General features: G+C 71.5%; 21 protein-coding genes. 6 read left to right on the top strand and 15 right to left on the bottom strand.

Annotated features, from left to right (window positions below; all coding sequences use genetic code 11):
• Positions 1–110 precede the first annotated feature (110 nt).
• Complete coding sequence (locus ACFYXE_RS06290) at positions 111–1,586, bottom strand: hypothetical protein (protein WP_389309244.1); 1,476 nt, start codon at positions 1,584–1,586, stop codon at positions 111–113.
• A gap of 431 nt (positions 1,587–2,017) precedes the next feature.
• On the opposite strand from ACFYXE_RS06290, the gene ACFYXE_RS06285 reads away from it, so the two are divergent.
• Positions 2,018–2,680 carry a bifunctional DNA primase/polymerase gene (locus ACFYXE_RS06285; protein WP_389309242.1) on the top strand — a complete coding sequence of 221 codons (663 nt, stop codon included), beginning with the start codon at positions 2,018–2,020 and terminating at the stop codon, positions 2,678–2,680.
• Between the two features lie 211 nt (positions 2,681–2,891).
• Here the strand turns inward: ACFYXE_RS06285 and ftsY are convergent, their stop codons facing one another.
• Positions 2,892–4,124 carry a signal recognition particle-docking protein FtsY gene (gene ftsY, locus ACFYXE_RS06280; RefSeq protein ID WP_361173883.1) on the bottom strand — a complete coding sequence of 411 codons (1,233 nt, stop codon included), beginning with the start codon at positions 4,122–4,124 and terminating at the stop codon, positions 2,892–2,894.
• Positions 4,125–4,322: 198 nt separating this feature from the next.
• Here ftsY and ACFYXE_RS06275 point away from each other — a divergent pair, with 198 nt between their 5' ends.
• Complete coding sequence (locus tag ACFYXE_RS06275; RefSeq protein WP_389309239.1) at positions 4,323–5,780, top strand: purine-cytosine permease family protein; 1,458 nt, start codon at positions 4,323–4,325, stop codon at positions 5,778–5,780.
• A 117-nt stretch (positions 5,781–5,897) separates the two neighbouring features.
• Complete coding sequence (locus tag ACFYXE_RS06270) at positions 5,898–6,881, top strand: LLM class flavin-dependent oxidoreductase (RefSeq protein WP_389309237.1); 984 nt, start codon at positions 5,898–5,900, stop codon at positions 6,879–6,881.
• A gap of 54 nt (positions 6,882–6,935) precedes the next feature.
• On the opposite strand, the gene ACFYXE_RS06265 is transcribed toward ACFYXE_RS06270, so the two are convergent.
• From ACFYXE_RS06265 to ACFYXE_RS06250, 4 genes are all read right to left on the bottom strand, one after another.
• Complete coding sequence (locus ACFYXE_RS06265; RefSeq protein WP_361173892.1) at positions 6,936–8,360, bottom strand: sugar porter family MFS transporter; 1,425 nt, start codon at positions 8,358–8,360, stop codon at positions 6,936–6,938.
• 210 nt (positions 8,361–8,570) lie between these two features.
• Positions 8,571–12,128, bottom strand: coding sequence for a chromosome segregation protein SMC (smc, locus tag ACFYXE_RS06260; protein ID WP_389309234.1), 3,558 nt, complete (start codon positions 12,126–12,128; stop codon positions 8,571–8,573).
• Between the two features lie 221 nt (positions 12,129–12,349).
• Positions 12,350–12,553: a hypothetical protein gene (locus tag ACFYXE_RS06255; RefSeq protein ID WP_361173898.1), complete on the bottom strand. Its 204-nt coding sequence runs from the start codon at positions 12,551–12,553 to the stop codon at positions 12,350–12,352.
• Positions 12,554–12,956: 403 nt separating this feature from the next.
• Complete coding sequence (locus ACFYXE_RS06250; protein ID WP_389309232.1) at positions 12,957–13,238, bottom strand: acylphosphatase; 282 nt, start codon at positions 13,236–13,238, stop codon at positions 12,957–12,959.
• A 146-nt stretch (positions 13,239–13,384) separates the two neighbouring features.
• On the opposite strand from ACFYXE_RS06250, the gene ACFYXE_RS06245 reads away from it, so the two are divergent.
• Entirely contained in the window at positions 13,385–14,275 is an 891-nt protein-coding gene (locus tag ACFYXE_RS06245) for a CAP domain-containing protein (RefSeq protein ID WP_389309230.1), read from the top strand.
• Positions 14,276–14,337: 62 nt separating this feature from the next.
• Complete coding sequence (locus tag ACFYXE_RS06240) at positions 14,338–14,718, top strand: winged helix-turn-helix transcriptional regulator (RefSeq protein ID WP_389309228.1); 381 nt, start codon at positions 14,338–14,340, stop codon at positions 14,716–14,718.
• On the opposite strand, the gene mutM is transcribed toward ACFYXE_RS06240, so the two are convergent.
• From mutM to ACFYXE_RS06195, 9 genes are all read right to left on the bottom strand, one after another.
• Positions 14,691–15,551, bottom strand: coding sequence for a bifunctional DNA-formamidopyrimidine glycosylase/DNA-(apurinic or apyrimidinic site) lyase (gene mutM / locus ACFYXE_RS06235; protein WP_361173910.1), 861 nt, complete (start codon positions 15,549–15,551; stop codon positions 14,691–14,693). The two genes, ACFYXE_RS06240 and mutM, sit on opposite strands and share 28 nt — an antisense overlap.
• A gap of 126 nt (positions 15,552–15,677) precedes the next feature.
• A complete protein-coding gene (rnc, locus tag ACFYXE_RS06230) occupies positions 15,678–16,496 on the bottom strand; it encodes a ribonuclease III (RefSeq protein ID WP_361173913.1) in 819 nt (272 codons plus the stop codon).
• A gap of 7 nt (positions 16,497–16,503) precedes the next feature.
• Complete coding sequence (gene rpmF, locus ACFYXE_RS06225) at positions 16,504–16,677, bottom strand: 50S ribosomal protein L32 (RefSeq protein ID WP_026165248.1); 174 nt, start codon at positions 16,675–16,677, stop codon at positions 16,504–16,506.
• A 2-nt stretch (positions 16,678–16,679) separates the two neighbouring features.
• The gene (locus ACFYXE_RS06220; RefSeq protein ID WP_361173916.1) at positions 16,680–17,366 is read right to left on the bottom strand and encodes a YceD family protein; all 687 of its coding nucleotides are present in this window, start codon (positions 17,364–17,366) and stop codon (positions 16,680–16,682) included.
• A 131-nt stretch (positions 17,367–17,497) separates the two neighbouring features.
• Entirely contained in the window at positions 17,498–18,616 is a 1,119-nt protein-coding gene (locus ACFYXE_RS06215; RefSeq protein ID WP_389309225.1) for a cell division initiation protein, read from the bottom strand.
• Between the two features lie 111 nt (positions 18,617–18,727).
• Positions 18,728–19,207 carry a pantetheine-phosphate adenylyltransferase gene (gene coaD / locus ACFYXE_RS06210; RefSeq protein ID WP_193433174.1) on the bottom strand — a complete coding sequence of 160 codons (480 nt, stop codon included), beginning with the start codon at positions 19,205–19,207 and terminating at the stop codon, positions 18,728–18,730.
• 26 nt (positions 19,208–19,233) lie between these two features.
• Positions 19,234–19,833 carry a 16S rRNA (guanine(966)-N(2))-methyltransferase RsmD gene (rsmD, locus tag ACFYXE_RS06205; protein WP_389309600.1) on the bottom strand — a complete coding sequence of 200 codons (600 nt, stop codon included), beginning with the start codon at positions 19,831–19,833 and terminating at the stop codon, positions 19,234–19,236.
• A 67-nt stretch (positions 19,834–19,900) separates the two neighbouring features.
• Positions 19,901–22,120 (bottom strand): ATP-dependent DNA helicase RecG, encoded by a 2,220-nt coding sequence (gene recG / locus ACFYXE_RS06200; RefSeq protein ID WP_389309223.1) that lies wholly within the window; start codon positions 22,118–22,120, stop codon positions 19,901–19,903.
• Between the two features lie 72 nt (positions 22,121–22,192).
• Entirely contained in the window at positions 22,193–23,845 is a 1,653-nt protein-coding gene (locus tag ACFYXE_RS06195; protein WP_389309221.1) for a DAK2 domain-containing protein, read from the bottom strand.
• Positions 23,846–24,084: 239 nt separating this feature from the next.
• On the opposite strand from ACFYXE_RS06195, the gene rpmB reads away from it, so the two are divergent.
• Positions 24,085–24,270 carry a 50S ribosomal protein L28 gene (rpmB, locus tag ACFYXE_RS06190; protein WP_016642993.1) on the top strand — a complete coding sequence of 62 codons (186 nt, stop codon included), beginning with the start codon at positions 24,085–24,087 and terminating at the stop codon, positions 24,268–24,270.
• Positions 24,271–24,362 lie beyond the last annotated feature (92 nt).

Raw genomic sequence — 24,362 nt, 5'->3', positions numbered from 1 at the left:
GCGCGACGCATGAGAACCGGCCGCGGCGGCCATCCGACTGACCTGGCGCGGGGGAGCCGAGTCGGGCTGTTCGGGATGGTTGCCGCGGCCGGGGCCGGTCGTGCCGGACGTCAGACCGCTTCGGCGGTCTCCGGCATCTCGATGGCGAGCCGCTCGGTGAACCGGACGACTTCGGCGACGTCCCCGAAGTCCCGTACGGCGGTGTCGACGGTCTTCCGCAGGCGGGTGTTGACCCGCTCCGAGCGGACCTTCTTGGCGATGTCGAGGGCCTGTCCGGCGAGCACGGTGCTCTGCTCGGGCTCGCGTTGGAGCAGGTGGACGGTGGCTTTGCCGATGAGGTTGAGCGCGTACGACCGCTGGTGCTCGGCGTCCTTCTCGAAGAGCCGCACGGCGCGGTCCATGACGGGCTCGGCGAGCGAGGCGTAGGTGGGGCTGCGGCCCGCCACGTAGGCCAGGTCGCGGTAGGAGTGGGCGTTCTCGCCGTTGAGCTCGGCCTCGGAGAAGAAGCGGATCCAGTCGGGCTCGGGCTCGGTGTAGTCCTCGGCGTCGGCGAAGGTGTCCTCGGCCATCCGCACGGCCCGCTTGCACTTGCCGGGCTGCCCCATGCTGGCGTACGCCCGGGCCTCCATCGCATACAGCATGGCCTGGGTGCGCGGGCTCGCGATGTCCCGGCTGCCGTACTGGGCGAGATGGACCAGTTCGAGCGCGTCGTCGGGCCGGCCGAGGTGGATCATCTGGCGGCTCATGCTGGAGAGGATGTACGACCCGAGGGGCTTCTCGCCCGCTTCCTTGGCGGCGTGCAGGGCGAGGACGAAGTACTTCTGGGCGGTGGGCTGGAGGCCCACGTCGTAGCTCATCCAGCCGGCCAGCTCGGCCAGTTCGCCCGCGACCTTGAACAGGCGGCGGGAGGTGGCCTCGGGCTGGGGCTCCTGCAGCAGGTCCGTCACCTCGTGCAGCTGCCCGACGACGGCCTTGCGGCGCAGCCCTCCCCCGCACTGGGCGTCCCACTGACGGAACATGACCGTGGTGGACTCCAGGAGGTCCAGCTCCGGCTTGGACAGCCGGGCGGGGCGGCGCTGCGCGGCGGAGTCGGGCTCCTCGGCCGGGGCGGTGGTCGGCGCGGGCACCAGCCAGCGCTGCATGGGCTCGATGAGGGCGGGGCCCGCGGAGAGCGCGAGCGAGGTGCCGAGGAAGCCCCGGCGGGCGAGCATCAGGTCGCTGCGCGAGAACTCGCTGATGAGGGCGACCGTCTGCGGGCCGGTCCAGGGCAGGTCGACGCCGGAGGACGCGGGCGTGCGGTGGGCGGCGCGCAGGCCCAGGTCCTCGACGGCGACGACACAGCCGAACCGCTCGGAGAACAGCTCGGAAAGGATGCGGGGAATCGGCTCCCGCGGATTTTCGCCGTCGAGCCAGCGGCGCACCCGCGAGGTGTCGGTGGAAATGTGGTGGGCACCCAACTGCCGGGCTCTGCGGTTCACTTGGCGGGCCAACTCCCCCTTTGACCAACCGCTGCGCACGAACCACGACGTGAGCATCTCGTTCGGGCGCTTCTCAGCGTTCACTCCGCCTCCGCCGTTGCCGCCCACTGGAACGCCCCCATCCCTCATGACACTTGTGCGTCGTCCACGCCAAGCCCTAACAGAATGCCGCGCCGTGCGGCCGCCCGTCCGGTGAATGTCACCCATCGAACAGGAAACCGACTTGCCTCCGGCATACCCACGGGTGCTCGAACTCCCAGGGTCATGTACCGAAAGTAATCCTACGATCACCCCTCTCGCGAGGGCGATCCCGGAAACGCCACCATTCGCCACCCCTTCGAATGAACTCCCGGGCGGCGACAAGCGATTCACTTGACATAGGACGACGGAAAGTGGGCGGAACGGAGTGCGCCGGGGCGTGTACCACCGGGCGCACCCCCCGCGAGTTCACCGGGCGCCGTCGCCGGCACCCCGAGAACACAGGGTCACGATCCCATTCCGTCACGTAACCACGGCACGCTCGACCCGTTGGAGGGGGCATGGGCTTCACGATCGGCGGCATCCGGGGAACCGACAGGCCCCGGACCGGATCACGGCGGCGCGGCCGCACGTCGGACTGCACGGCGGTGGCGGAGTACACCGGGCTGTGGGGCTGGGCCGCGGTGCCCGGCGCGCGGGCCGTCGACGGCACCTGCTCGTGCGGGGCCGCCGGCTGCGCCACGCCCGGCGCCCATCCGCTCGACTTCGCCGCCGAGGTCCCGGCCGGGGCCACGCTGCACGAAGTGGCGCAGGCCTGGGCGCAGTTCCCGGGGGCGGCCGTCCTGCTGCCGGTGGGACGCGCGTTCGATGTGATCGAGGTGGCGGAGACGGCGGGGCGGCGCGCCCTGGTCCGGCTGGAGCGGATGGGGCTTCCGCTGGGGCCCGTGGCGGTCACGCCCGACGGCCGGGCGCAGTTCTTCGTCGCCCCCGGCGCCGCGGCCGAACTCCCCCAGCTGCTCTACCGCATGGGCTGGGACGACGCCGCCCTGGACCTGCACGGCCTGGGCCACGGCACGCACATCACCGCGCCCCCTTCGGACCGCGGCGGACTCGGCCCGGTCCGCTGGCTGCGCTCCCCCGCGCTCGACATGGCACGGAACCCTCCGCAGGCCCGCCTCCTGCTCGGCACGCTGGCGTACGTCGCCCACCGGTCGCCCGCGTAGAACGCGCAGAACGCGCAGAACGCGCAGAACGCCAGGCCGCGCAGGACGCCCAAGCATGCGCAGGACGCGCGCCACCCGGCTCACGGGCCCCGCATACGGAAGGGCCCTCTCGCACCTGCACCGTGCGAGAGGGCCCTTCTTCCTGTGGTCCGCGCCTGCCGTGGTCCGCGCTTGCCGTGGTCCGCGCCTGCCGTGGCCCGCGGCGGATCCGCTACTCGCCGATCAGCGCGTCCACGAACGCCTCGGGCTCGAAGGGCGCCAGGTCGTCCGCGCCCTCGCCGAGACCGATCAGCTTGACCGGCACGCCCAGTTCGCGCTGGACGGCCACGACGATGCCGCCCTTGGCGGTGCCGTCGAGCTTGGTGAGGACGATGCCCGTGATGTCGACGACCTCGGCGAAGACCCGCGCCTGCACGAGGCCGTTCTGCCCGGTGGTGGCATCGAGGACGAGCAGCACCTCGTCCAGCGGGGCGTGCTTCTCGACGACGCGCTTGACCTTGCCGAGCTCGTCCATGAGGCCGGTCTTGGTGTGCAGCCGGCCCGCGGTGTCGATCAGGACGACGTCCGCGCCGTCCGCGATGCCTTCCTTGACCGCGTCGAAGGCGATCGACGCGGGGTCGCCGCCCTCGGGGCCGCGGACCGTGCGGGCGCCGACGCGCTCGCCCCAGGTCTGCAGCTGGTCGGCGGCGGCGGCGCGGAAGGTGTCGGCGGCACCGAGGACGACCGAGCGGCCGTCGGCGACGAGGACGCGCGCGAGCTTGCCGGTGGTGGTGGTCTTGCCGGTGCCGTTGACCCCGACGACCATCACGATGCCCGGCGTCTCCAGGCCGGACTCGGTCTTCACGGTGCGGTCGAAGTCGGCGCCCTCGGGGGTGCCGAGGAGCTTGACGAGCTCCTCGCGCAGCAGGGCGCGCAGCTCGTCCGGGGTGCGGGTGCCGAGCACGCGCACGCGCTCGCGCAGCCGCTCCACGAGCTCCTGGGTGGGCGCGACGCCGACGTCCGCGGTCAGCAGCGTGTCCTCGATCTCCTCCCAGGTGTCCTCGTCGAGGTGCTCGCGGGACAGCAGCGTGAGCAGCCCCTTGCCGAGCGCGTTCTGCGAGCGGGAGAGCCGGGCGCGCAGCCGGACCAGGCGTCCCGCGGTGGGCTCGGGGGTCTCGATCTCCGGCGCGGCCGGGGCTTCGGCGACCGGTTCCTCGACGACCGGGGCCGACGCCGACGGCTCGGCGAGCGGGAGTTCCACCTCCTCGATCGTGCGGCGCGGTTCGTCGCGCGGCGTCTCGGCCTCTTCGCCGACCTTCGGCTCGGCGGGAGGGGCGGTGATGGTGGGCGTGCTGGACGGGGCCTGCGGGGGCAGCTGCTTCTTCTTGCGGCTGCCGATCACGAGCCCGCCGAGCGCGCCGATCACGACCACGGCGATGACTACAGCAAGGATGACGATTTCCATAACCCGTCCAGTATCGGCCATGGCCCCCGGAGAGGCCCAGATTGTGTTTTCCTCCAAGGAACATATGCCTATCGAGGGCACTACTCGGATTAAAGTACGATGGAGCTCCCCGCATCAACGCGCGTAGAGTCCATCGCATTCACCCCCACCGACGGCGCGCAGCGTTGCGAGCCGAGCGAGAGGCACGGACCCACCCCCATGAGCACCACCGCCGAATCCGAAGGCGCACTCGAGACGCGCGGCCTTGAGCCCGTCCCGGACGCCGAGCGCACGGGGCGCACCCGCGAGCTCTTCCCCACCTGGGTAGCGGCCAACATCAGCGTCCTGCTGCTCACCATGGGTGCGGGCCTGATCGTCTCCAACGGCCTGAACATCTGGCAGGTCCTCGTCGTCGCGCTCGTCTCGCCCCTGCTGAGCTACGGCATGGTCGGCGTCATCTCCATCGCGGGCAAGCGCGGCGGCTCGCCGGGCATGACGCTCTCGCGCGCGGTCTTCGGCCAGCGCGGCAACCTCTTCCCCGGCGCGCTGATCTGGGTGGCCCGCTGGGGCTGGGAGACGATCAACGCGGTCACCGGCGCGTACGCGATCATCACCGTCCTGAACATCTGCTTCGGCGTCGAGTCGAGCACCTGGCTGACCGTCGTCACCCTGGTCGCCTTCGTCACCTGCACATTCCTGATCAGTGGCCTCGGCCGCAAGATCCTGCACATCTGCAGCACCTGGTCGACGTACGCCTTCGGCGCGTTCAGCGTGCTCGTGCTGATCTACCTGCTCGCCGAGACCGACTGGTCGGCCGTCTTCGACAAGCCCGCGGGCTCCACCGCGATGATGGTCGCGGGCGTCGGCACCATCGCCGCGGGCGGCATCAGCTGGGTCCCCACCGGACCGGACTTCACCCGCTACCTGCCGCGCACCGCCTCGAACAAGCCGCTCATCGGCCACGCCATCGGCGGCGCCGGCATCGTCGTCGCCCCGATGGTCCTGATGGGCGCGGTCATGGCCGTCTCCGACCCGAAGCTCTCCTCGGCGCAGGACCCGGTCTCCTTCCTCGGCGAGCTGCTGCCGATGTGGATCGCGGTGCCGTACCTGCTGATGGCCCTCATCGGCATGCTGCTGATCAACTCGATGTCGATGTACTCGGCGGGCTTCACCGCCATGACGCTCGGCATCAAGGTCCCGCGCGCGTGGGCGGTCAGCGTGAACGCGGTCATCAGCCTGATCTTCGGCTACATCCTGATGAACGTGGCGACCAGCTTCATGGGCTCGTTCATCTCCTTCCTCACGCTGCTCGCGGTCGCGTTCTCCGCCTGGATCGGCGTCTTCGGCATCGACATGCTGCGCCGCAAGACGTACGACGGCGAGGCGCTGATGGACACCAAGCGCACCAGCGCCTACTGGTACAAGGCCGGCTTCGCCTGGCAGGCCATGGTGGCGTGGGCGGTCGCCCTGCTGGTGGGCCTGCTCTTCACCAAGGTCGACTGGTTCAGCGGCCCGCTCGCCACCTCCTGGATCGGCCGGCACGGCCTGGGCTGGCTGACCACGATCGTCGTCGCGGCCGTGCTGTACGCGCTCCTGCCGAAGACCCCGCTCGTCGAGCGGGACGCGGCACCCACCACCGGCAAGGGCGAGGGCGAGAGCGAACTGGTCTCCGCCTGATCCCCGCCAACTTCGCCGCGGAACGCACCACCTTCCGCACGGGACTATTCATCTGACACAGCGTCAACTAACGTCCCCCTTCGCCGCCGCCCGCGCACGGTGAAGGGGGACGTTCCCATGCCCGCCACAGTCGTACGTTTCAACCTCGTCGATCCCGCGGCCACGCCCGCCTCGCTCAGCGAGCGCTACCGGGCCGCCCTGGAGATGGCCGCCTACGCCGACGACCGCGGCATCTCCACCGTGCAGACGGAGGAGCACCACGGCGCCGAGAACAACTGGATCTCCTCGCCCTTCACCTTCGCGGGCGCGGTCTTCGGCGCGACCCGGCGCATCGCGGTGACGGTGTCCGCGATCATCGGGCCGCTGCACGACCCGCTGCGGCTCGCCGAGGACATCGCCGTGCTCGACCTGCTGAGCGCGGGACGCCTGGTCACGGTGGCGGGGATCGGCTACCGGCCCGAGGAGTACGAGCAGGCCGGCGTCGACTGGAAGCGGCGCGGCAAGCTCCAGGACGAGCTCCTGGAGACGCTGCTGAAGGCGTGGACGGGCGAGCCCTTCACGTTCCGGGACCGCACGGTGCGCATCACCCCGCGCCCCTTCACCCGGCCCCACCCGCTGCTGCTCGTGGGCGGCTCCTCCCGGGCCGCGGCCCGCCGCGCCGCCCGGCTCGGCCTGCCGTTCTTCCCCAGCGCCCACCTGCCGGAGCTGGCGGCGTACTACACCGAGCAGCTCGCCGAGCACGGCACCCAGGGCTGGACGATGATGCCGGCCGCCGAGACCCCGCTGCTGCACATCGCGGACGACCCCGACCGCACCTGGGCCGAGCACGGCGAGCACTTCCTGCACGAGGCGCGCACGTACGCCTCCTGGCAGTCCAAGGACATCCGCTCGGCGGTGAAGTCGGCGGCCACCACGGTGCCGGAGCTGCGCGCGGAGGGCGTCTACCGCGTCCTGACGCCCGACGAGTGCGTGGCCCACGCCAAGGGCGGCGCCGAGAGCCTGGTCCTGCACCCGCTCTCCGGCGGCATGCCCGTCGACGAGGGCTGGCGCAGCCTGCACCACTTCTGCGAAAACGTACTGCCCCGGCTCAAGGACAAGTGAGTCACGCGTCCTTGGGCCGGGGCAGCTTCCTGGAGAGGAGGGGGCAGCGGGGGGTTAGCCCATCTCCTCCAGGGCCTTGCCCTTCGTCTCCTTGACGAACTTCATGACGAAGGGGATCGAGATGGCGGCGAAGGCGCCGTAGATGATGTACGAGCCGGTCAGCGACCACTCGGACATGCTCGGGAAGGTCTTGGTGATCGCGAAGTTGGCGAGCCACTGCGCGGAGGCGGCCACGCCGAGCGCGGCGGCGCGGATCCGGTTCGGGAAGATCTCGCCGAGCAGCACCCAGACCACCACGCCCCAGGACAGGGCGAAGAAGAGGACGAAGGCGTTGGCCGCGATGATCGCGGTCAGACCCTGCGCGTTCGGCAGCGAGACGGTGTCACCGGAGCCGGTCTTGTACGAGAACGCCCAGGCCATGGTGAACAGCGCGGCCGCCATGCCCGCGGAGCCGATGATCGCGAGCGGCTTGCGGCCGATGCGGTCGACGAAGATCATCGCGATGACCGTGCCGACGATGTTCACGATCGACGTCTCGAACGAGTACAGGAACGAGCTGGACGGGTCCTTGCCGATCGACTGCCACAGCTGGTTCGAGTAGTAGAAGATCACGTTGATGCCGACGAGCTGCTGGAAGACCGAGAGCCCGATGCCGATCCAGACGATCGGCAGGAAGCCGACCTTGCCCAGCAGGTCCTTGAAGGACGGCTGGTGCTCGCTGCGCATGCCGGCCTCGATCTCGGCGGCGCGCGCGTCCAGGTCGATGTTCGTGCCCTCGACCTCGCCGAGGACCTTCTTGGCCTCGGTGGTGCGTCCCGCCGAGATCAGGAAGCGCGGCGACTCGGGGATGGCGAAGGACAGCAGGCCGTAGAGGAGCGCCGGGATGACCATGACGCCGAGCATCCACTGCCAGGCCTCCAGGCCCATCAGCTTGCCGCGCTGGTCGCCGTCGGCCATGTTCAGGATGCCCCAGTTGACCAGCTGGGAGACCGCGATGCCGATGACGATCGCGGCCTGCTGGAAGGAGGCGAGCCGGCCGCGGTAGGCGGGCGGGGCGACCTCGGCGATGTAGGCCGGGCCGATCACCGAGGCCATGCCGATGCCGATGCCGCCGATGAAGCGCCACACGGTCAGGTCCCAGGCCGCGAAGGGCAGGGACGAGCCGATGGCGCTCGCGGCGAAGAGGACGGCGGCGATCTGCATGCAGCGGATGCGGCCGATGCGGTCGGCGATGCGTCCCGCCACGGCGGCGCCCACGGCACAGCCGAGCAGCGCGGTGGCGATGATCCAGCCGAGCATGTTGGCGTCGACGTCGAAGCGGTGCTGGATCGCGACGGTCGCGCCGTTGATCACCGAACTGTCGTAGCCGAAGAGGAAGCCACCCATCGCGGCGGCCGCCGTAATGAAGATGACATGGCCGAGATGGTCCGGCTGGGCCTCTCTGGCTCCGGAATCTGGCGCCTGCGATGTGCTGGTCACGTGTACTCCTCGGGCCACCGGCAGCGTTGCCGGGGGTGGGGGCGAGCTCTTCAAGTGGCGCACAACTTCACGCCGCCCACCACCTGAAGGTAAAAGCAACGTTGCAGAGACTATGCCTTCAAGTTTCGAAGTCAATAGGTGGGCTGCTGTGAATTTATGAGCACTCTGAGGCGATGTGTGTTCAAGTCTTGAAGCGGTGAAGGGAGCTGCCTAGCGGAGGCGCTGGCTGATGACCTTGGAGACGCCGTCGCCCTGCATCGAGACGCCGTACAACGCGTCGGCGACCTCCATCGTGCGCTTCTGGTGCGTGATCACGATGAGCTGTGAGGCCTCCTGCAGCTCCTGCATGATGCGGATGAGCCGCTGCAGGTTGGTGTCGTCCAGCGCCGCCTCGACCTCGTCCATCACGTAGAACGGGCTGGGCCGCGCCTTGAAGATCGAGACGAGCAGCGCCACGGCCGTCAGGGACCGCTCGCCGCCGGACAGCAGCGAGAGCCGCTTGACCTTCTTGCCGGGCGGGCGCGCCTCGACGTCGACACCGGTGGCCAGCATGTTGTCCGGGTCGGTCAGCACGAGCCGGCCCTCGCCGCCGGGGAAGAGCCGGGAGAAGACGCCCTCGAACTCGCGGGCCGTGTCGTGGTACGCCTCCGTGAAGACCTGCTCGACCCGCTCGTCGACCTCCTTCACCACCTGGAGGAGGTCGGCCCGTGTCTTCTTCAGGTCTTCGAGCTGCTCGCTGAGGAACTTGTGCCGCTCCTCCAGCGCGGCGAACTCCTCCAGGGCCAGCGGGTTCACCTTCCCGAGCTGCTGATACGCCCGTTCGGCTGACCTGAGGCGCTTCTCCTGCTCGCCCCGGACGAACGGCACCGGCCGGTTGCGCGGGTGCTCCGGGTCGTCGGGCAGCTCCTCACCCTCGGCGGGGGGCGAGGGCGGCACGGGCTGATCGGGGCCGTAGTCGGCCACGAGTCCCGCCGGTTCCACACCGAGCTCCTCCAGTGCCTTGGCCTCCAGCTGCTCGATCCGCAGCCGCTTCTCGGCACCGAGTACCTCGCCGCGGTGGACTGAATCCGTCAACTTGTCGAGCTCGGCCTTGAGGTCGCGCCCCCGGGTCCGCGCGGCGGCCAGCTCCCGCTCCCGGACCTCCTTGGCGCGCTCGGCGGCGGCCCGCTCCTCCTCGGCCCGTACGAGGGAGACCTCGACGTGGGCGAGCAGCTGACGCCCGCCGGAGGCGACGGCCCCGGCGACCGCGGCCTCGTGGCGCAGCCGGGCCCGGCGCTGTTCGGCACGCGCGCGTGCCTCGCGCTCGGCCCGGGCGCCGCGGTCCAGGGAGTCGGCCCGCCCGGCGAGTGCCTTCACGCGCTCCTCGTGGGTGCGGGCCTGCAGCCGGGCCTCCATCTCGGTCTGGCGGGCGTTCGCGCCGTCGGCGGCGAGCCGGTCGCGCACCGAGGTGTCGGGCTCCTCCTCCGCGCTGTCGCCCGCCTCCTCGGCGACGGCGAGCCGCTCGGCCAGTTCCTCGGCCTCGGCCACCGCCCGGTCCAGCGCGTCCTGCGCCGTGACCGCGGCGGCGGTGCTGCGCTCGGCCTCCCCGGCGGCGCCGCGCGCCTGCCCGGCCAGGCGACCCAACTGCTGCGCCACGGAGGACTTCTCGCGGTCGGCGGCCCTGCGCCGCTCCCCCACCTCCTCGACGAGCGCCACGCAGTGCGTGCGGCGCTCCGCCGCCCGCTGTTGCTCCCGCGCCAGCTCCTCGCACTGGGCGGCCAGTCGTTCCAGCTCGACGGCGGCCTCGTCGACGGACGCCTGCACCTCGAGGAGGCTGGGCGCCCCGGCGGACCCGCCCTGCGCGAAGTGCGCGCCGAGGAGGTCCCCCTCGGCGGTGACGGCGGTCAGCCCGGGGTGCGCGTAGACGAGGTCCTCGGCGTCCTCCAGGGTGCCGACGGCGACGACGCCGCGCAGCAGCCGGCGCACGGCGGGCATCAGGTCGTCGGGTCCGCGCACGAGATCGGCGACGTACGGCGGCCCGTCGGAACGTTCCGCCTGGGCGATGTCGGGGGCGTCGCCCAGCAGCAGCGCGGCCCGTCCCGCGTCCTGCTTGCGGAGCAGGCGGATGGCCTCGGCGGCGGTGGCCGGGCCCCGGACGGCGACGGCGTCGGCGCAGGCGCCGAGCGCGGCGGCCACCGGGACCTCGTAGCCGGGGGCGACGGTGAGCAGCGTGGCGGCGGGGCCGAGCAGCCCGGTGAGCTGGTCCTTGGCGGCGAGCAGCGCGCCGGTGCCGTCCTTGCGCCGCAGGCCGAGCGCGAGGGCGTCGTGCCGGGCGGCGACGGCGGCCCGCTTCCGCTCGGCGGCGGTGGCCGCCTCGCGCGCGGCGGTCAGCGCGGCCTCGGCCTCGGCGAGCTCCCGCTTGGCGGTGTCGTGCCGCTCGCCGAGCTCGGCGTCGTCGGCGTCGAGCCCGTCGACCTCGGCCTTGAGCTGTTCGTACTCCTCCTGGGCGGCGACGGCGCGCTCGGCGGCGCCGTCCCGCGCGAGGGCGAGCCGGTCGATCTCGGCCTGGGCCGATGTCGCCCGCGAGCGGGCCGCGTTGACCTGGCCGTGCAGCCGGGCGAGCCCTTCGCGCCGGTCGGCGATGGCCCGCGCCACGTCCTTGAGCCTGCGCTCCTCGACCGCGAGCTGCTGTTCGAGGTCGGAGCGGTGGGCGACCGTGTCGTCCAGGGCGTGTTCGGCGGCCTCCAGGGCCGCTTCGAGCTCGGCCTCCTGCTCGCGGATCCGGGCGGCCTCGCGCTCCATGTCCTCGGGGTCGCGGCCGCGCCGCTCCTCGGGGGGTGCGGCGGTGGCGCTCTTGACCCGGGCGTCGGCCAGCGAGACGGTGCCGCGCACCCGCTCGGCCAGCTGGGACAGTTCGTACCAGGTCTGCTGGGCGCGCTGCAGGCGCGGCGTGAGGCGCCGCACCTCCTCCTCCAGTTGGGCCTCGCGGTGCAGCGCCGCCTTGAGCTCGGCCTCGGCGCCCTCCTTGCGCTCCTTGAGGGCGGCCTCGTCGGCGACCTCGGCGTTCAGCGCGTCGCGCAGCCGTACGAGGTCGTCGGCGAGCAGCCGCAGGCGGGCGTCGCGCAGATCGGCCTGGATGACGGCGGCCCGGCGTGCCACGGCGGCCTGCCGGCCGAGCGGTTTGAGCTGGCGCCGCAGCTCGTCGGTGAGGTCCTGGACGCGCGCGAGGTTGGCCTGCATCGCGTCGAGCTTGCGGAGCGCCTTCTCCTTGCGCTTGCGGTGCTTGAGGACGCCCGCGGCCTCTTCGATGAACGCGCGCCGCCCCATCGGGTCGGCGTGCAGCACTCCGTCGAGCTGCCCCTGTCCGACGATGACATGCATCTCCCGGCCGATGCCGGAGTCGGAGAGCAGTTCCTGGATGTCCAGGAGGCGGCAGGTGTCGCCGTTGATCTGGTATTCGCTGCCGCCGTTGCGGAACATGATCCGCGTGATGGTGACTTCGGCGTACTCGATGGGCAGCGCGCCGTCGGAGTTGTCGATGGTGAGGGACACCTCGGCGCGGCCGAGCGGGGGCCGCCCGGTGGTGCCGGCGAAGATGACGTCCTCCATCTTGCCGCCGCGCAGGGACTTGGCGCCCTGCTCGCCCATGACCCAGCTCAGCGCGTCCACGACGTTGGACTTGCCGGAGCCGTTGGGGCCGACGACGCAGGTGATGCCCGGCTCGAACTTCAGTGTCGTCGCCGACGCGAATGACTTGAAGCCGCGCAGGGTCAGGGCCTTGAGATGCACGCCGTCGGACTCTACCTTTCGCTGGCCGTTTCACCGATGAAGGTGCAGGGCACATCAGACGGTAAAGAAAGCAGCGTACGCCGGGGAAAGAAAGAAGGGACGCCGAAGCGTCCCTTGCAGATCTGGCGGCAAGCAGCTGACATCACAGCCCGACCACTTGCTTACCTATGGGCGCGGAATTCCGGAGGCCCGTGATGACGTGCTCTCGTAGGGATGAGTGGTCAGGTGAGCGCAGGCTCCGCCTGGGGTACGTCGATGCTCTCCAGGAGCGAATCGTGAGAAGCGGCAGCCGCGAGCGAGTCGTTCTCGGCCTGGATCCGAACGAGCTCGGATTCCAGGTCCTGGACACGCTGCTGGAGCCGTCGCATCTCGGCGAGGAGTCGCGGGTCGCTGCCGCCGACGTAACCGAGAAGCGCCTTTGCCATGATGGATGGTCCTCCACACTGAGTGACCGACCGAAGCGGTGTGGGTCGTGAGGGAATCGCACCCGCGGTGCTTGGCACTCATTGTTCTGCTGGGGTCTTGCTGGCCGTTCTCACATGCCAAACAGCTAAGGTGCGCGGGGCTTCCAGAGTCTCACCAAAAAGTTTGACGGTCAACACGATCACACCCCGTATTGGCGGGCGACCCGGGGGCGCGCGGCCTCGGAACGGGCGGCGCGGCTACTCCTTCGGGGCCCTGGGGGCGTGGAGATCATCCTTACTTGCGGAGCCTGCCACGACAAGCCGTTCTTGGCAACCACCAGGCTTTTTCTGCCCCGGGCAGTTGCCTCGGACACGCGTCCGGGGCCGCGGCGCCCCCGTCCCGCCGCGTCCTCCCGGGTCAGGGTCAGCGGATGGCGAAGCTCTCGTATATGCCACGCGGTGTGTCCCAGATCTCCGTGACTCCGTCGACCCGCCCGGGTGTGTCGCCCTCGCGGAGCCAGTCGAGCAGTTTCTGGCAGCCCGCCCGGGGGCCCTCGGCGACCACTTGTACGCGGCCGTCCTCCAGATTGAGAGCAAAACCACTCAGGCCGCCGATCTCCAGCGCCTTGGCCCGCGTGAACCAGCGGAATCCCACGGCCTGTACGCGTCCTCGCACCCAGGCGGTGAGTCGCACGTCTTCGTTCATGGGTGCACGCTAACCGGCCAATTGCACTCGTAGCACTTCGTCCCCATGCGCCATCGCGTACAGTCGCGACTCGATGAGCCTCACCCATATGGGTGAGTCACGTTGATCTTAAAGGACGAAGATCTTAAAGGACGAAAGGCCAGGAGATGGGACGCCACCGACGCTCCGGCGCTGGACAGGCCGCCGCCACCCCTGAATTCCCCCCGGGAGCGGTGTCGCACCGCCGGAAGGGCCGCGCCGCCACTCCGGTGCGCACCGGCCTGCTCGGCGTCTCCGCCGCCGTCGCCATGGGTGCCGTCGCGGTCGCCGCGGGCCTGCTGCCCGGCGGGGACAACTACCAGCTCGGTGGCGGGGGCGACTCCGGCAAGGTACGTTCCGCCGCCGCCCCGACCGAGGTGGACGCCCAGGGCGGCACGGACGGCCACGCCGACCGCACCGCGCCGGCGCCGAGCCGGGGCACAGGCCGCGCCGAGGCGCCGAAGCCCACACCCTCCGCGGCCGACCCGAAGCCGTCGCACACCCCGTCCCGGCAGCCGTCGGCCCCGGCCGCACAGCCGAAGGCCGACGAGGACGTCAAGGACGAGTCGGCGCCGAGCCCGACCCGTACGGCCGAGAAGAAGCCCGAGGCCCCGGTGGCGAGCACGCCCTCGCCGTCCGACGAGGACGCGGCCGAGGCGGCGGTGCTCACCCTGGTCAACCAGGAGCGCGCCACGGCGGGCTGCCGGCCGCTGCGGGCGGACGCCCGGCTGGCGAAGCTGGCCGGTGACTTCAGCGCCGACATGGCGAAGCGCGACTTCTTCGACCACACCGACCCGGACGGCGCCACCCCGTGGGACCGCGCCGAGAAGGCCGGGATCCCGAACCTGGGCGGGGAGAACATCGCCCGCGGCCAGGCCGACGCCAAGGCCGTCATGGACGCCTGGATGAACAGCTCGGGCCACCGCGCCAACATCCTCAACTGCGAGTACAAGACGCTGGGCGTCGGCGCGCACTTCGCGACGGGCGGCCCGTGGTGGACGCAGGACTTCGGCTTCTGACCGCCCGCACCGACCACCGGCACTAACCATGGGTTAGCGCTGTGCGGGAGTAAGCTCGAAGGATGGAAGCCACCGACCCGGCGTACGACGCCTTCTCCCGGAAGTGCCCTTCGCGGAGCACGCTGGAGCACGTCACCGGACGCTGGGGCGCGCTCACCCTGGGAGCGCTGTACGACGGCACGCTGCGCTTCAACGAACTGCGCCGCCGCGTCGACGGCGTGAGCGAGAAGATGCTCTCCCAGACCCTGCACGCGCTGGAGCGCGACGGCTTGGTCCACCGGGACGCGCGGCCGACCAACCCACCGCGCGTGGACTACCGCCTCACCCCGCTGGGCACCGAGGTCGCAGGACGCCTGCTGGCGCTGATCCACTGCGTGGAAGGGCGTCAGGACGAGGTGCGGGCGGCGCAGGAGCGCTACGACGAGGCGCGCGGCGGCCGCTGACAGCGGGGGCAGAAGTAGCTGGACCGGTTCATCCAGGGGCGCCGGCGGATCGGCGTGCCGCAGCGCCTGCACGGCTCGTCCTCCCTGCCGTACGCGTCCAGCGACCGGTCGAAGTAGCCCGACTCGCCGTTCACGTTGACGTAGAGGCTGTCGAAGCTGGTGCCGCCCACGGCGAGCGCCGCGTTCATCACGTCCCGTACATGGCCGAGGAGTTCGGCCGTGCGCGGGCGGGTGAAGGTGCCGGTGGGGCGCTCGTAGTGCACCTTCGCGCGCCACAGGGCCTCGTCCGCGTAGATGTTGCCGACCCCGCTGATCAGCGACTGGTCGAGCAGCGCCCGCTTGATCGTCGTACGGCGGGCGCGCAGCGCGAGGTGGAAGGCCGCGTCGTCGAACGCCGCGTCGAGCGGGTCGCGTGCGATGTGCGCGATGACGTCGGGGAGCCCGTCGGGGGTGTTGTCGTGCAGCGACAGCCCGCCGAAGGTGCGCTGGTCGACGAAGCGCAGCTCGGTGCCCCGGTCGTCCGCGAAGCGCACCCGGATCCTCAAGTGCTTCTCGTCCGGGGCCTCTTGGGGCTGCACGAGGAGCTGGCCGCTCATGCCCAGATGGGCCAGGACGGACTGCGAGGAGTCGGCGAGCGGCAGCCACAGGTACTTGCCGCGCCGCCGGGCGAGGCCGATCCGGTGGCCCGCGAGCCGCGCCCCGAAGTCCGCGCCGCCCGCCAGGTGCCGCCGGACCGCCCGCGGGTGCAGCACCTGCACCTCACGGACGAGCCGCCCGCTGACCCAGCGCTCCAGACCGCGCCGGACGACTTCGACTTCGGGCAGCTCGGGCATGTCCGCTCCGGGGTGACGAGTGAGGCGATGGGGGTGCGTGCGCAGCCGGCCGGGACGGCGCGGGAATGCACGGTGCCGGCCGCCCTCCGGGTGGGAGGGCGGCCGGCACCAAAAGGAGTGCGGCCGTCAGGCCGAGGGAGCGTCGGCGCTTCCCTCGGGCCGCTCGGCAGCGGCGGCCTCGGCCGCCTTGATCCGCTCGTCCGCGGCGGCACGAATCGCGCGCCACGCGGACTCCGCGGCCTGCTGCTCCGCTTCCTTCTTGCTGCGGCCGGTGCCGGTGCCGTACGAGACGCCTCCGACGCGGGCGGCAGCAGTAAAGGTCTTCTCGTGGTCGGGGCCGCTCTCCGTGACGAGGTACTCGGGCACGCCGAGGCTCTCGGTCGCGGTGAGCTCCTGCAGACTGGTCTTCCAGTCCAGGCCCGCGCCCAGGTTCGAGGACTTCTCGATCAGCGGGTCGAAGAGCCGGTGCACCAGCTCGCCCGCCGCGTCCAGACCCTGGTCCAGATAGACCGCGCCGATCACCGCTTCAAGGGTGTCGGCGAGGATGGATGCCTTGTCCCGGCCTCCCGTGCCCTCTTCGCCCCGGCCGAGCCGGATGAAGGAGCCGAGTTCGAGGCCGCGGCTGACCTCCGCCAGCGCACGCGAATTGACCACCGCGGCCCGCAACTTGGCCAGCTGGCCTTCGGGCAGGTCGGGGTGGGTGCGGTACAGCGTGTCCGTGACGACGAGGCCGAGCACGGAGTCCCCGAGGAACTCGAGCCGCTCGTTCGTCGGCAGACCGCCGTTCTCGTACGCGTACGAACGGTGGGTCAGCGCGCGCACCAGAAGGGCGGACTCGAGCTTGTACCCGAGCCGCCCTTCCAGAAGCGTGTGGGACGAGGCCGTTGTCTCCGCCAGTTTCTTGGCGTCTTCCGCCTTCTTGGGGCTAGACACGGTGCCTCTCACCAGCCGCTCAGACCTCGAGGACCTGGCGCTTGTTGTAGGTGCCGCAGCTCGGGCACGCGATGTGCTGCTGCTTGGGCTCCTGGCAACGCTCACACGAAACCAGGGTGGGGACCGCAGCCTTCCACTGCGACCGGCGGTGGCGCGTGTTGCTGCGCGACATCTTCCGCTTCGGAACAGCCACGGCTACTTCTCCTGCTTCTCGTCGACGCCCGCTTCCGCTTCGGCGCCGCTCATCTCGTCCTTCTCGCCGTCCTGGATGGTGCCAGCGAGTCCCTGCAGTGCCGCCCAACGGATGTCGACGGCGTCGTGGTGGTGGCCCGGCTCGTCCGAGAGCCGCACTCCGCATTCGGAGCACAGTCCCTCGCAGTCGTCCTGGCACACCGGCTGCATCGGCAGTGCGAGCACCACCGCATCACGCAGCACGGGCTCGAGGTCGAACAGGCCGTCCTCGAGATAGAGCCTGTCCTCGTCTTCCTCGGCGTCGTCGGCCGGCTCCGCTTTCACACGGCCCCGGTCGTCGGCGTCAGGGTACGAGAACATCTCCTGGAAGTCCGCTTCGAGCTCCAGCTCGAGCGGCTCCAGACACCTTACGCACTCCCCCTTCGCCGATGCACGGGCGGTGCCTGTGACAAGCACCCCTTCCATGACCGACTCGAGGCGGATCTCCAGCTCGACCGGCGCGCCCTGCGGCACTCCGATGACCCCTTCGATGCCGAGGGCACCCGGCGAACCGGGCGCCTCGATCCCGCGGGTCAGCCGCTGCATGGCACCGGGACGCCGACCCAGCTCGTGTGTGTCGAACACGAGGGGGTTTCGGTGGTCGAGGCGCGTGCTCAGGGCTTTTCCTGCTTTCGAATCCTGGAAGTCCAAAGGGAGGGCCGCCGCACCGGTGCCGCCGAAAAGCGGTTCGTGTGGGCAGCCTGGGTCGCGGACGTATGCGCGACCGAAGAGCCAGGATACTTGACCTTCCGCTCTCGGCCCAATCCGGTCCCGCGACCCCGCTAACGCCCCTGCTCGTAGGCGCGCAGCTGCTCCGCGCTGATCATGGTCGTGTCGAAGAGGCTGGTCTCGTCCAGCACTGCGGGCTGCTGGGGCTGCGCGTGCGGCGCGGCCTGCTGCTGGTCGTAGCCCTGCTGCGGCTGTCCCTGCAGCGGGTCGTAGCCCTGCTGGGGGTACCCGTACTGGTCGTGCTGGCCGTGCTGGTCGTGCTGTCCGTGCTGGCCGTGCTGGCCGTGCTGCTGGTAGGCGTACGGGTCCTGCTGGGCATACGCCTGCTGGTAGCCGTAGGGGTCCTGCTGCTGGTACCCGTACGGGTCGGGCTGCTGCGGGGGCGGGGCGTAGGGCTGCTGGGCCGGGACCGGCGGGGCCTGGGCGGGCTGCTGCGGGGCGGGCGCGGCGGCGGGCGCGGGACCCGCCAGGTCGGCGAGGTACTCGGCGTCGGTGGTGTGGCCCTGGGAGGCGGCGCCCTCGCCGAGGGTGCCGAGCTCGTCGGCGGGGGCCCGGCCGTGCAGGGTCTGCCGGCCGCGGCCGACGGCCTCCAGCGTCTTGGCGAGGACCGCCTCGAAGGCGCCGAGCTTGGCGTCGACGTACGCGTCGGCGTTGCGGCGCAGCGTCTCGGGGTCGTGGCTGCGCTCGGGGGCGTCCTCGTCCTCGTAGCCCTGCTCGTCGAGGCCGGGTCCGGTGCCCAGGAGCTTCTCGCGGCCGCGGCCGACGGAGCCGAGGGTCTTGGTGAGGACGACCTCGAAGTTGGCGAGCTTGCTGTCCACGTAGTCGTCGGCCTCGACGCGGACATCCTCGGCGGTCTGCCGCGCCTCGGCGAGGATGCGGTCGGCCTCGCCCTGGGAGCGGCGGGCGACCTCGGTGTCGGAGATCAGCGAGCCGCGCTCGGCGTGCGCGGTCTCGATGATCCGGTCCGCCTCCTGGCGGGCCTGCTCGACGAGCTGCTCGCGGCCCCCGATGAGCTCCTGGGCCTGCGCGAGGGAGCCGGGCAGGGCCTGGCGCACCTCTTCGAGCATCGAGAGCAGGTCGGCGCGGTTGACCACGCACGAGGCCGACATGGGCATGGACCGGGCGCTGCCGATCGCCTCGACGATGTCGTCGAGCTTCTTCTGCACGTCCACCGTGTGCTCGCCACTCTCTACAGCTGGTTGGGAGACGGACGGGACGACTGTACGGCCGACGGGTGCCCGCCCGACACCGGGTGACGCACTGTCAGTTCGAGGCCCGGGGCGTCACTTCTTGCCCAGGCGTTCGACCAGGGCCTCGTGGACGAGCGGGGGCAGCAGGTGGGCGACGTCGCCGCCCCAGGCCGCGACCTCCTTGACCAGTGAGGAGGAGAGGAAGCTGTAGGTGGGGTTGGTCGGGACGAAGAGCGTCTCGACGCCGGAGAGCCCGTTGTTCATCTGGGCCATCTGGAGTTCGTAGTCGAAGTCGCTGACCGCGCGCAGGCCCTTGACGATGGCGGGGATGTCGCGCTGCTTGCAGAAGTCGACGAGGAGGCCGTGGAAGGACTCCACCTCGACGTTGCCGAAGTCGGCGGTGACCTGGCGGATCAGTTCGATCCGCTCCTCGATCTCGAACAGGCCCTTCTTCGACTGGTTGATCATCACCGCGACGTGCACCACGTCGTACAGCTTGGAGGCGCGGGCGATGATGTCGAGATGTCCATTGGTGATGGGGTCGAACGACCCCGGACAGACGGCGCGGCGCAACGTGAGTCCCTCGCTCTCCGGTCCGGTCATGGCGCGATCACTGAGTCGTCGCACGTAGAGGCGGCGCGACCGTACCAAAACGTCCCCTCGCCGTAGCGACGGGACCTGAGGGACTCGAAACCCTCCGGCCAGCCGAATTCTCCGCCTCTTGTACTGCGTTCAACGGTGACGAGCGCGTCGTCGGTGAGCCAGCCCTCCGAGCGGAGTGTGAGCAGGATCTCCCGAAGATCGTCATCCCCGACGGCGTACGGCGGGTCGAGGAAGACCAGGTCGTACGGGGTGGCCGGGGCGCCGGCCTGGACGATCTGGGCCGCTTTGCCCGCCCGCACCTCGGCGCCGGGCAGGCCGACCGCTTTCACGTTCTCCCTGATGGTGCGGGCGGCCCGGGCGTCCGCCTCGACGAGCAGGGTGTGTCCCGCGCCGCGGGAGAGGGCCTCCAGGCCGACGGCGCCCGAGCCCGCGTACAGATCGAGGACGCGGGCGCCGTCGAGCGTGCCCTGGAGGGCCTGCCAGGTGGAGAAGAGGCCCTCGCGCGCGCGGTCGGACGTGGGGCGGGTGCCGTTGCCCGGCGGGACGGCCAGGCGGCGTCCGCCGGCCGTGCCGGCGATCACGCGGGTCATCTGAATCCTTCTGGCTTGCCGGAGTGCGCCCGGTGCGTGGGCCCACCCCTCCACGATATGGCGTGCGCCGGTCTCACCCCTTGTCGAGGTACTGCTCGCGCTCGGCGTCGAGCAGGGCGTCCAGGGCGGTGCGCAGGGCGGGCAGCCGCTCCAGGTCGGGGTCGTCGGCGACCACGGTCACCGCCTCGTCGCGGGCGGCGGCGATGATCTCCTCGTCCTCGATGACGGCGAGCATCCGCAGGCTGGAGCGGACGCCGGACTGGGCCTGGCCGAGCACGTCGCCCTCGCGGCGCTGCTCCAGGTCGATGCGGGAGAGCTCGAAGCCGTCGAGCGTGGCGGCGACGGCGCCGAGGCGGCCGCGGGCCGGGCTGGCCTCGGGCATGTCGGTGACCAGGAGGCAGAGGCCGGGCGCCGAGCCGCGGCCGACGCGGCCGCGCAGCTGGTGCAGCTGGGAGACGCCGAAGCGGTCGGCGTCCATGATCACCATCGCGGTGGCGTTCGGGACGTTCACCCCGACCTCGATGACCGTCGTCGCGACCAGGACCTGGGTCTCGCCCGCGGCGAAGCGGCGCATCACCGCGTCCTTGTCGTCGGGCTGCATGCGGCCGTGCAGGACCTCGACCGTCAGCCCCTGCAGGGGGCCGTGGGCGAGCTGCTCGGCGACGTCCAGAACGGCGAGCGGGGGCCGCTTCTCGGCGGTGGCCTCCTCCTCCGCCTTCTTCTGGGCCTTCTGGGCCTTCTTGGGGTCGGCGGACTCGTCGACGTCGTCGCCGATGCGGGGGCAGACCACGTACGCCTGGTGGCCCTTGGCCACCTCCTCGCGCACCCGCTCCCAGGCGCGGGCGAGGAAGTGCGGCTTGTCCTGGGCGGGGACGACGTGGCTGGCGATCGGCGAGCGGCCCGCGGGGAGCTGGTCCAGGACGGACGTCTCCAGGTCGCCGAAGACGGTCATCGCGACCGTGCGCGGGATCGGGGTGGCGGTCATGACCAGGAGGTGCGGGGGCTGCTTGCCCTTGCCGCGCAGGGCGTCGCGCTGCTCGACGCCGAAGCGGTGCTGCTCGTCGACGACGACCAGGCCCAGGTCGTGGAACTGGACCTTGTCCTCGATCAGCGCGTGCGTGCCGATGACGATCCCGGCCTCGCCGGTGACCAGGTCGAGCAGGGCGTGGCGGCGGGCGGCGGCGCCCATGGAGCCGGTGAGCAGCGTGACCTTGGTGGCCTGCTCGGCGCCGCCGAGCATCCCGCCCTCGGCGAGCTCGCCCATCATCTCGACGATGGAGCGGTGGTGCTGCTGGGCGAGGACCTCGGTGGGCGCGAGCATCGCGGCCTGCCCGCCCGCGTCCACGACGGCGAGCATGGCGCGCAGCGCGACCATCGTCTTGCCCGATCCGACCTCGCCCTGGAGGAGGCGGTGCATCGGGTGCTCGGTCGCCAGGTCGTCGAAGATCTCCTCGGAGACCTTCTCCTGGCCCTGGGTGAGCGTGAAGGGCAGCTTGGCGTCGAAGGCGTCGAGCAGGCCGCCCTCCTTGGGCCTGCGGGCCACGGCGGGCAGCTGCGCGTCCGCGTACCGCCGCCGGGCCAGGGCGACTTGGAGGACGAAGGCCTCGTCCCACTTGAGGCGGTCGCGGGCGGCGGCGATGTCCGCCTTGGTGTGCGGCCGGTGGATCTTCAGGAGCGCCTCGGTGAGCGGGACGAGGCCGCGGCCGTCGCGCAGGGCGGCGGGCAGCGGGTCCACGGCCTCCTGGGCGCTGGGCAGCACCATGTCGACGGACTTGGCGATCTTCCAGGACTCCAGCTTGGCGGTGGCCGGGTAGATCGGCAGGAGGGCGCCGGCCCAGGAGCCGACGGCCTCGCCGACCTCGTCGCCGTCGGCCCGCAGCAGTTCGTACGCCGGGTGGGCCAGCTGCATCTTGCGGTTGAAGACCGACACCTTGCCCGCGAACATCGCGCGGGTGCCGGGCAGCAGGTCCTTGTGCGGCTTGTGGATGCCGCGGCCGAAGAAGACGAGCTGGACCTGGCCGCCGCCGTCGGTGATCGTGACTTCGAGGCGCTGGCCGCGCCCGCCGTTGAACTTCAGGATGCGCGCGCTCGCGACCTGGGCGACCACCGTGACGTGCTCGTCCAGCGGCAGGTCGGCGAGGCGGGTGAGCTCGCCCCGCTCCGCGTACCGGCGGGGGTAGTGGTGCAGGAGGTCGCCGACCGTGTGCAGGTCGAGATGCTCGGCCATCACCTTCGCCGTGGCGGGGCCGACCACTTTCTTCAGGGGTTCTTCGAGCGCGGGCACGAGATCCATTGCACACCACGGCACCGACAATCCGCCGAAGGTCCCCCGGATCCGCGGCCGCGGGCGTCCCCGCCGGGGCGGCTACTCCACGCCGATGAGCATCAGCGCGGCCTGCCGTCCACCGCGGTAGACGACGGTGTCGACGGCCAGGTAGGCCTCGCGCACGTGCTTCTCCAGGAGCTCGGCGACGGTGTCGGGCACGGACTCGCCGAGGACGAGCGTGACCATCTCGCCGCCCGCCGAGAGCATCCGGTCCAGGACGGAGACGGCCGTGCGGGCCACCTCGGAGCCGATCACCGCGACGTCGCCGTCGATCAGGCCGAGCATGTCCCCGGTCTGGCAGATGCCGGCCATGGTCCAGGACTGGCGCTCGGCGACGGCCAGTTCGCCGTAGCGGGTGGCACCGGCCGCCGAGGTCATGGCGACGACGTCCTCGTCGAAGCGCCGGTCCGGTTCGTGCACGGCGAGCGCCGCGATGCCCTGGACCGCGGAGCGGGTGGGGATGAGCGCGACCCGGACGCCTTCCGTGCGGGCCTGCTCGGCGGCGGCGGCCGCGGTGTGCCGCAGCTCGGCGTCGTTGGGCAGCAGCACCACCTCGCGGGCGTGGGCCCGGCGGATCGCGTCCACCAGCTCGCCGCTCGCGGGCGGCTCCCCCACGCGCGCGGGCACGGTGGTGGCGCCCGCCTCCGCGTAGAGCCCGGCGAGGCCCTCGCCCGGGACGACGGCGACGATGGCCCGCTGTGCGCGCTCGCGGGGCGGCTGGGCGGTGGTGTGGGCGTCGCCCACTCCGAAGTGGGTGATCCGGATGCGGTGGGGGCGGCCCGCCTCCACGCCCGCCTCGACGGCTGCGCCCGCGTCGTCGACGTGGACGTGGACGTTCCACAGGCCGTCGCCGCCGACCACCACGAGGGAGTCGCCGAGCCGGTCGAGCCGGGTGCGCAGGCGGGCGACGGCGGCGTCGTCCGCCTCCAGGAGGTAGATCACCTCGAAGGCCGGGCCGCCCTCGTCGCCGGGCGACTCCTCGCAGTCCACGGCCGCCACCCGGCTGTGCGGGCTCTCCGCGCCCCTGGGCGCCACGGTCTCCCCCGCCAGGGCGGCGACCAGCGCTCCGAGGACCGCCACGAGCCCGCGCCCGCCGGCGTCCACCACGCCCGCGCGGCCGAGCACCGCGAGCTGCCCCGGCGTCGCCGCGAGGGCCGTGCAGGCCCCCTCGTACGCCGCCCTGGCCACCGTCCCGCAGTCGCCCGCCGTGCCGGTGGCGGCCCGTGCCGCCGCGGTGGCCACGGTCAGGACGGTGCCCTCGACCGGGTGGGCGACGGCCTGGTAGGCGGACTCGGCGGCCTGCCGGAGCGCGCGCTCCAGGACCGTCCCTCCGGCATGGCCGGCGTGATCTGCCTCACGGGCCTCGTCGTCGGCGCCGCCGATGACCTGGGCCATCCCCCGCAGCAGCTGCGACAGGATCGTGCCCGAGTTCCCGCGGGCCCCGAGCAGCGCCCCGTGCGCCATCGCGCGCACCGTCTCGGCCAGCGAGGGGAGGGCGGGCTCGTGTCCCGTGAAGGCGGCGTCGACCGCCTGCGAGGCGGATTCCACGGTCAGATAGAGGTTCGTCCCGGTGTCCCCGTCGGCGACCGGATAGACGTTGATGGAGTCGATCTCCTCGCGGGCCCTGCCGAGGGCGTCCAGAGCCAGTCGGCACCAGGCGCGCACCGCGACCGCGTCGAGGTTCTGCGGCACCTGTTCGCCTCCTTGACCATCCGGAATGGACGCAGCGTAGACCCCGGGTGAACACCGGGCCCGGGTCGGGGGCCGGGCGAGACATGGTAGTTTCGTTGTACCGAAGCAGTCGTTGTATGCTGCTCCGGTTGCCCGATACGCATCGGGACATTCCTCCTGGCAACGCCACTCCGATCATTGCACTGATCCCGGCATGCCGGGTTTAACCGTAAGTGCATCTGAAGTCTTTGGAGTGACCCGTGGCTGCCAACTGCGACGTCTGTGGCAAGGGGCCGGGCTTCGGCAACAACATCTCGCACTCGCACCGCCGTACGCCCCGTCGCTGGAACCCGAACATCCAGCGTGTGCGTGCCGTGGTGAGCGGGACGCCGAAGCGCCTCAACGCCTGCACCTCGTGCATCAAGGCCGGCAAGGTCTCGCGCTGACGCCAGCGCGGCCACCTAGCTGGTTGCTGAATCAGCCGGTTCCCTTCGGGGAGCCGGCTTTTTCGTCTGCCCGTTTCCCGGAGCCGACCGCC

It is taken from the genome of Streptomyces sp. NPDC002564, from assembly GCF_042889645.1.
Lineage (GTDB): Bacteria > Actinomycetota > Actinomycetes > Streptomycetales > Streptomycetaceae > Streptomyces.
The sequence above is the reverse complement of the archived record's forward strand: the minus strand, read 5'-3'. Positions and strand labels throughout refer to the sequence as shown.